This window comes from Mycobacterium alsense, assembly GCF_002086635.1.
Classification (GTDB): Bacteria; Actinomycetota; Actinomycetes; order Mycobacteriales; family Mycobacteriaceae; genus Mycobacterium; species Mycobacterium alsense.
In genome coordinates, this window is the sequence record NZ_MVHD01000096.1 from 1 (window position 1) to 6,959 (window position 6,959).

Consider the following 6,959-nt stretch of genomic DNA (forward strand, 5'->3'; position numbering starts at 1 on the left):
TAGGTGACCTTCGAACCCGGATCCATCACCAACCCAGCCCGCGACGCCAGCATCGACAGCTGGGTCTTCGCCGTGAAATTGCCGCGGAACTGCCAGAACACAGCGAAGAAGACCACGGCCGCGACCAGGAGCAACGCGAACCCGGCAAATTTGTACGGCGGGTTGCGGGGAGGGTTGATCTTCCCGGCGGGTCCAGTCGCGGTGGTCATGGCGCCTAGACCGTAAGCGCGAAGTTGGGGTTGACGCCGTAGAGCGCCAACGCGGCGGACAGAACGACAACCTGCACCGAAACCAGCGAGAAGCGCATCGAGCGGCCGACGGCCTCGCCGACGCCGACGGGTCCGCCGCCGGCGTTATATCCGTAGAAGCAGTGGGTGATCATGACGACGGCCGTGATGAGGATGGCTTCCACAAAGGACCAGAACACGTCTTCGGGGCGCAAGAACGTCCGGAAGTAGTGCTCGTAGGTACCGCTGGACTGCCCGTAGATCACGGTCGTGGTGATCTGCGGGGACAGGAAGGTCATGATGATCGCCATGGAGTAGATCGGGATGATCACCACCAGCCCGGCCATGATGCGTGTGGTCGCCAAGAACGAAATCGACTTGATGCCCATCACTTCCAGGGCGTCGACCTCTTCGCTGATCCGCATGGCCCCGAGCTCGGCGGTGGCTCCCGCGCCGACGGTGGCGGCCATCGCGATGCCGGTCACGACCGGCGCGGCGATGCGCACGTTGATCAACGCGGCGAAAAATCCGGTGAACGCCTCGACGCCGATGTTGCCCAGCGACGCGAAGCCCTGGATGGCGACCAGCGAGCTGCCGGACAGCGTCACGAAACCGACGATCGCGACGGTGCCGCCGATGACGGCCATGGCACCGGTGCCCATGCCGATCTGGGCGATCAGCCGCAGGGTCTCCTTGCGATAGTGGCTCAGCGCGTGCGGGATGTGCCCGAGGGCCACCGCCCCGAACCAGGCCATCTGCCCGGTGTCGTCGAGCGCCCGCCCCGCGGCACCGCCGTAGCGATTGAGGTTCTCGACCGCCCGCGGGAAGCGGGAGCGCAGCACCGTTCCGGTCGACATGTCAGCGCCCCGTCCCGAACCGAACACCGATCGTGGTCAGCACCACGTTGACCGCGTAAAGGGCGACCACGCACAGCACCACGGTCTCGTTGACCGCGGTGCCCAGGCCCTTCGAGCCACCCCGCACGGTCAGCCCCCGATAGCAGCCGACCAGGCCCGCGATGAGGCCGAATACGGCGGCCTTGACCGTGGCGATGACCACCTCCGGCAACCCCGTGATGGTGGTCAGGGTGGCCAGGTACGCGCCGCCCGACACGTTCTGCAGGTACACGCCGAACAGGTAGCCGCCCACCAACCCGACGGTGATCACCAGCCCGTTGAGGAGCGTGGCGACCAGGGTCGCGGCGACCACGCGGGGCACCACCAGCCGGTGGATCGGGTCGATGCCGAGCACCTCCATCGCGTCGATCTCCTCACGGATGGTGCGCGCGCCCAGGTCCGCACAGATCGCCGTCGACCCGGCGCCGGCGACCACCAGCACCGTGGTCAGCGGGCCCAGCTGGGTGACCGCACCGATGGCCGCGCCCGCGCCGGACAGGTCGGCGGCGCCGAACTGGGCCAGCAGCACGTTGAGGGTGAAGATCAAAAGGACGGTGAGCGGGATCGAGACCATGATGGTCGGCAGGAACGCCACCCGCATGATGAACCAGCACTGCAAGATGAACTCACGCCACTGGAAAGGCCAGCGGAACAGCGCTTTACCGGTCAGCACACACATCCGGAAGAATCCACCGATGAGGGTCAGCGGCGTGTCCAGCTGGTCGCGCAGGTAGCCGATCAGGTGTGGACGATCCGTCGACGTGGAAGTCACCGCCGCCCCCTCGCCTCGGCGCCGCGCGTCGCGTGGCGCCGCGCCGGAAGGTGTCGCACGCCTCGCTCCCCCTCGCTGCTCCGCGGCTGGGGGTACCCCCACCTCGCCGCTCCGCGGCCGGGGCTGCCCCCACCTCGCCACGACCCTACGTGTGTGACCATCGGCTCCCTACTCGCAAGTAGTAACGGAGACCACAGGAATGTACCCGATGGCCGTGAGCCTGTGAACCGCATCCACACAATTAACCCTTCGTCAACAGCGAGCAAACGTTACAGTTCCCGTCAACCGTCCTCTCCCGCCATTGAATCCGTTGCGACAGAAGCACTTTCAGTCACAACCACCGACCCGTAGCGCACCCGCAGCTCAGTCTTGAGCACCTTGCCGGCGGGGTTGCGGGGCAGCGCGTCGACGATTTCGAGCGCCTTCGGATGCTTGTAGCGCGCCAGCCGCTCGGTCAGGTACTCGCCCAGATCATCGAGCCGCAGCGGCTCGCCCGCAACAGCGGCCACGGCGATCGGCACCTCGCCCCACTTTTCGTCGGCCCGGCCGATGACGGCGACCTCGAGGATTTGGGGGTGGCCGGCGAGCACATTCTCGACCTCGGCGCAGTAGATGTTCTCGCCGCCGGAGATGATCATGTCCTTCTTGCGGTCGACCACCCAGACGTAGCCGTCGGAGTCCATGCGGACTAGGTCGCCGGAGTGGAACCATCCACCGGCGAAGGCCTCCGCGGTGGCCTCCGGGTTGTTCCAGTAGCCGCTCATCAACGTCGGCGCCCGGTAGACGATCTCACCGACCTCGCCGACGGGCACGTCGTTCATGTTCTCGTCGACGACGCGGGCGGCGACCGTGGGGATCACCTTGCCGACCGAGCCGCGCTTACGGATCGCGTCGTCGCCGAGCAGCATGCAGGTCACGGGCGACATCTCGGTCTGGCCGAACGCCGCCAGGATCTGGGTTCCGGGGAAGGTTGCCGACATCTCCCTCAGCAAGGCGTCCGGAGCCGGGGCGGCACCCCACGACATGACCCGCAGCCGCAGATCCCGGGGGCGGGCCCGTTGCTCGGCGCACACCGCCTGCCATTGAGCCGGAACCAGGAAGAGGCCGGTGACCTTCTCGGCCGCCAACACGTCGAGCAGCTGGCCGGGATCGAAGGCGCCCAGCGGGTAGATCACCGTGGGAATGCCCAGCAGCATGCCCGGCAGCAGGTTGCCGATGCCGGCGATATGGAAGAACGGCACCCCGATGAAACCGACGTCACTATTTATATCGGCGCCGTTGGTGTAAAGCCCGGTCATCGTCTGGCCGGTCAGGTTGGTGTGGGTCAGCACCGCGCCCTTGGGCCGGCCGGTGGTGCCCGACGTGTACATGATCAGCGCCGGCGAATCGTTGGGGATGTCGACGGGTCCATGGGGCTCGCCGGCCTCGTCAACGAGGTCTTCGTAGCCGAGCACGCCGACAGTGTCGTCGGTCGGGCCGCCCGCGATGACGATCGTGTCGAGCATCGGCTGGATGTCGCGCACGCCGGTGGCCACCGGGGCGAGCACGGCCTCGGTGATCATCACGCGCGCCTCGCAGTCCTCGACCAGGAAGACGATCTCGGCCGAGGTGAGCCGGAAGTTGAGCGGGACCGCGATGGCCCCCAGGGAGTTGACCGCCAGCACCGCCTCGACGAATTCGGGGCGGTTGAGCATCAGGATCATGACCCGGTCGCCGAACCCGACCCCGCGGCGGCTCAGCGCGTCGGCCAGCGCCACGACCCGGCGGCGCAACCCGCCCCACGTCACGGTGTTGCCCACGAACCGCAATGCCGGCTCGTCCGGCTGCATCAGCGCATGACGCTCGAGTTGGGTGATCCAGTTCTGCCGGCGGGCCAGGTACGGCTGCTCTCGGGCCGGCTCTGAGCCCTCGGCCACGTGGCCCGCCAATTGCGCGGTCAACTAGCTGCCTCCCCTTCACTCACGCACCGCTTGCGCCAGGTTGATATTTGATAAAACATGGTGTTGTGTGGGTCACACTATGGCTTTAGTGCCGCAAAGACAAGCCCCACCCAGACGGCGAAACCCCTGGCAGCTCGCGTGAACGCACCTACATCTATGCAGCCCAGTGCCCGGCGGCCGGTGCGACGGGCGCAGCTGTCCGACGAGGTCGCGGGCCACCTGCGCGCGGCGATCATGTCCGGGGCCCTGCGGCCGGGAACGTTCATCCGCCTCGACGAGACCGCGGCCGAGCTCGGAGTCAGCGTCACGCCGGTGCGCGAGGCCCTGCTGAAGCTGCGCGGCGAGGGCATGGTGCAGCTCGAGCCGCACCGCGGCCACGTCGTGCTGCCGCTGACCCGCCAGGACATCGAGGACATCTTCTGGCTGCAGGCGTCGATCGCCAAGGAGCTGGCGGCCGCGGCCACCGTCCACATCACCGACGCCGAGATCGACGAGCTGGAGCGCATCAACGACGCGCTCGCCGCGGCCGTCGGGTCCGGCGATGCCGAGACGATCTCGGGCATCGAGTTCGCGTTCCACCGCGTCTTCAACCAGGCAAGCGGGCGGATCAAGCTGGCGTGGTTCCTGTTGAACGCCGCGCGATACATGCCGGTGCTGGTGTACGCCGCCGACCCGCAATGGGGAGCGGCCGCCGTCGACAACCACCGGCAGCTGATCGCGGCGCTGCGCCGCCGCGACGCCGCCGCGGTGATCGAGCACACGGTGTGGCAGTTCACCGACGCGGCGGCCCGGCTGACCGAGATGCGCGACCGGACCGGAATCTTCGACTAGCGGCGATCCTCTACCGGGCACCCAGCTGCTCGGCGCGCTGCTTGAGGTTGTCGGCGAGGTGGTCGAGCACGTTGTTGAGGAGCTGCTTCACCATCGGCGCGGGCACCGGCAACGTGGTCTCGACGTCCAGGTCGACCGTCAGCAGGGTCGACGCGCCGGCCTCCACCGCGCTGAACAGCTGCTCCTGCTTGGAGAACAGGTCGCCCTGCTGCAGGACGGTCTGAATCTGGTTTTCCCCCGGGTAGTACACCGCCTGGATGAAGGTGCCCTGCAGGCCTTGGTAGTCGGTGTCGAGCCGCACCTGGCTGGGACGCCCGTCGTCGTAGCGGGCGAGGATCCACAGGCCCTTGATCCCCTCGTTCCATTCCGGGTAGCGCTCGAAATCGCCGACGATGCCCATGATCGACGCGGCGTCGGCGCTGACCTCGACGGTCTTGCTCAAAACTGGCATTGGCGAAGCATAGCGGCGTGCGGGTCCGTCGAAACCGACCGCTCCGGGCGCGATTTGAGGCTCAGCCGTCCACGCACGCCGTCGCCAGCAGCGATCGGATGGCGTCGGGGATGGGCACCGGCTTGCGGCTGGCCCGGTCGACGTAGACGTGCACCCAGTGACCCAGGGCGGTGACGGGCTGGGCCCCGGCGGCTTCCCGGAACACGCCGAGCCGGTAGGTGACGCTGCTGCGGCCCAACCGGGTGACCGCCAGGCCCACCACGAGGCCCTCGGGGAAGTGCAGCTCGGAGAAGTAGCGGCAGCCCGATTCGGCGACGATGCCGAGCGCCGGCGTGCTGAGCGGGTCCAGCCCGGTGCCGGTGTTGATCCAGGCGTTGATCGCGGTGTCGAAAAGCTGGTAGTAGACCGCGTTGTTGAGGTGGCCGAACATGTCGTTGTCGGCCCACCGGGTTCCCACCGGCCACAGCACGGGAAAGTCGTCGCTGGTGAAGCGCTCCGGCTCGGAGGCTTCGGAAGCTGGGGCCATGGTTGTATTCCAACATGATCGACATCCGCGGGGCGGTGCTGGAGCGGATCGGCGCGCCCCGGCCCTACGCGGATTCCAGGCCGATCGGCGTGGTCGACGTCGGCCTCGACGAGCCGGGCCCCGACGAGGTGCTGGTCCGCATCGAGGCGGCGGGCGTCTGCCACTCCGACCTGTCGGTGGTCGACGGCAGCCGGGTGCGGCCGGTGCCGATGCTGCTCGGTCACGAGGCGGCGGGCATCGTCGAGCGGGTCGGTGCCGGCGTTGACGACCTGCCGCCCGGCCGGCGGGTGGTGCTGGTGTTCCTGCCGCGGTGCGGGCATTGCGTGGCGTGCGCGACCGACGGCCTGACGCCGTGCGAACCGGGAAGCGCCGCCAACGCCGCCGGCACGCTGCTGGGCGGCGGGATCCGGCTCGCCCGTGCCGGGGGCCCGGTGTTCCACCACCTCGGGATCTCGGGCTTCGCGACGCACGCGGTCGTCAACCGGGCCAGCGCCGTGCCGGTGCCCGGCGACGTGCCGCCCGAGGTCGCCGCGCTGCTCGGGTGCGCCGTGCTGACCGGGGGCGGCGCCGTGCTCAACGTCGGCGATCCCCGTCCGGGTCAGGCGGTGGCCGTCGTGGGCATCGGGGGCGTGGGCATGGCGGCGATGATCACCGCGCTCACCTACGACGACGTTCGCGTCGTCGCGGTCGACCAGTTGCCCGAGAAGCTTTCGGCCGCGCGGGCGTTGGGGGCGCACGAGGCCTACACCCCGCAGCAGGCTGCCGACGACGGCGTGCGGGCCGAGGTGGTCGTCGAGGCCGTCGGCCATCCGGCCGCGCTGGAGACCGCGATCGGGCTGACCGCGCCGGGCGGTCGCACCATCACCGTGGGGTTGCCGCCGCCGGGCGCGCGAATCAGCGTGTCCCCGTTGGGCCTTGTCGCCGAGGGCCGCTCACTGCTCGGCAGCTACCTGGGTTCGTCGGTGCCCAGCCGCGACATCCCCCGGTTCGTCTCGCTGTGGCGGTCGGGCCGGCTGCCGGTGGAGTCGCTGGTCTCGTCGACGATCCGGCTGGACGACGTCAACGAGGCGATGGACCATCTGGCCGACGGCACCGCCGTGCGCCAGCTCATCAGGTTCGATTGACCTCAGCCGTGCTTGGCGGCGCCGTCGCCGGCCAATCGGATGGACCGAAACTTGTCGTAGGTGGCTGCGATGATGAGGTCATGTCTTCGATCGCGTCGTCTTCCGTGGTGGTGAGCCCCAAGGAGCGTCTTGCGGTGTTGTTCGAGGAGCTCGCGGAGTTGGCTGGTCAGCGCAACGCGATTGATGGGCGCA

General features: G+C 68.6%; 7 protein-coding genes and 1 pseudogene. 2 read left to right on the forward strand and 6 right to left on the reverse strand.

Annotated elements, in window-relative coordinates; translation table 11 throughout:
* From BST11_RS26260 to fadD5, 4 genes and pseudogenes are all read right to left on the reverse strand, one after another.
* Nucleotides 1–209, reverse strand: a pseudogene (locus BST11_RS26260) (MCE-family protein MCE1A); the annotation flags it as partial.
* A 5-nt stretch (nucleotides 210–214) separates the two neighbouring features.
* Nucleotides 215–1,084, reverse strand: coding sequence for an MlaE family ABC transporter permease (locus tag BST11_RS26265; protein ID WP_083141100.1), 870 nt, complete (start codon nucleotides 1,082–1,084; stop codon nucleotides 215–217).
* Between the two features lies 1 nt (nucleotide 1,085).
* The gene (locus tag BST11_RS26270) at nucleotides 1,086–1,802 is read right to left on the reverse strand and encodes an MlaE family ABC transporter permease (protein ID WP_372509660.1); all 717 of its coding nucleotides are present in this window, start codon (nucleotides 1,800–1,802) and stop codon (nucleotides 1,086–1,088) included.
* 374 nt (nucleotides 1,803–2,176) lie between these two features.
* Nucleotides 2,177–3,835 carry a fatty-acid--CoA ligase FadD5 gene (gene fadD5 / locus BST11_RS26275; protein ID WP_083141102.1) on the reverse strand — a complete coding sequence of 553 codons (1,659 nt, stop codon included), beginning with the start codon at nucleotides 3,833–3,835 and terminating at the stop codon, nucleotides 2,177–2,179.
* Nucleotides 3,836–3,991: 156 nt separating this feature from the next.
* Here fadD5 and BST11_RS26280 point away from each other — a divergent pair, with 156 nt between their 5' ends.
* Nucleotides 3,992–4,666 (forward strand): GntR family transcriptional regulator, encoded by a 675-nt coding sequence (locus tag BST11_RS26280; RefSeq protein WP_276033028.1) that lies wholly within the window; start codon nucleotides 3,992–3,994, stop codon nucleotides 4,664–4,666.
* A 10-nt stretch (nucleotides 4,667–4,676) separates the two neighbouring features.
* On the opposite strand, the gene BST11_RS26285 is transcribed toward BST11_RS26280, so the two are convergent.
* Together BST11_RS26285 and BST11_RS26290 are read right to left on the reverse strand one after the other, a co-directional pair.
* Nucleotides 4,677–5,117 (reverse strand): SRPBCC family protein, encoded by a 441-nt coding sequence (locus BST11_RS26285; protein WP_083141104.1) that lies wholly within the window; start codon nucleotides 5,115–5,117, stop codon nucleotides 4,677–4,679.
* Nucleotides 5,118–5,178: 61 nt separating this feature from the next.
* Nucleotides 5,179–5,643 carry an acyl-CoA thioesterase gene (locus tag BST11_RS26290; protein ID WP_083141105.1) on the reverse strand — a complete coding sequence of 155 codons (465 nt, stop codon included), beginning with the start codon at nucleotides 5,641–5,643 and terminating at the stop codon, nucleotides 5,179–5,181.
* A gap of 14 nt (nucleotides 5,644–5,657) precedes the next feature.
* Here BST11_RS26290 and BST11_RS26295 point away from each other — a divergent pair, with 14 nt between their 5' ends.
* The gene (locus BST11_RS26295) at nucleotides 5,658–6,767 is read left to right on the forward strand and encodes an alcohol dehydrogenase catalytic domain-containing protein (RefSeq protein ID WP_083141106.1); all 1,110 of its coding nucleotides are present in this window, start codon (nucleotides 5,658–5,660) and stop codon (nucleotides 6,765–6,767) included.
* The last annotated feature ends 192 nt before the right edge of the window (nucleotides 6,768–6,959 follow it).

Bases quoted from the DNA above. Each gene is read 5' to 3' on its own strand.
- BST11_RS26265 (WP_083141100.1), bottom strand. From the start codon at position 1,084: ATGTCGACCGGAACGGTGCTGCGCTCCCGCTTCCCGCGGGCGGTCGAG.
- BST11_RS26270 (WP_372509660.1), bottom strand. From the start codon at position 1,802: ATGTGTGTGCTGACCGGTAAAGCGCTGTTCCGCTGGCCTTTCCAGTGG.
- BST11_RS26280 (WP_276033028.1), top strand. From the start codon at position 3,992: ATGCAGCCCAGTGCCCGGCGGCCGGTGCGACGGGCGCAGCTGTCCGAC.
- BST11_RS26285 (WP_083141104.1), bottom strand. From the start codon at position 5,117: ATGCCAGTTTTGAGCAAGACCGTCGAGGTCAGCGCCGACGCCGCGTCG.
- BST11_RS26290 (WP_083141105.1), bottom strand. From the start codon at position 5,643: ATGGCCCCAGCTTCCGAAGCCTCCGAGCCGGAGCGCTTCACCAGCGAC.
- BST11_RS26295 (WP_083141106.1), top strand. From the start codon at position 5,658: ATGATCGACATCCGCGGGGCGGTGCTGGAGCGGATCGGCGCGCCCCGG.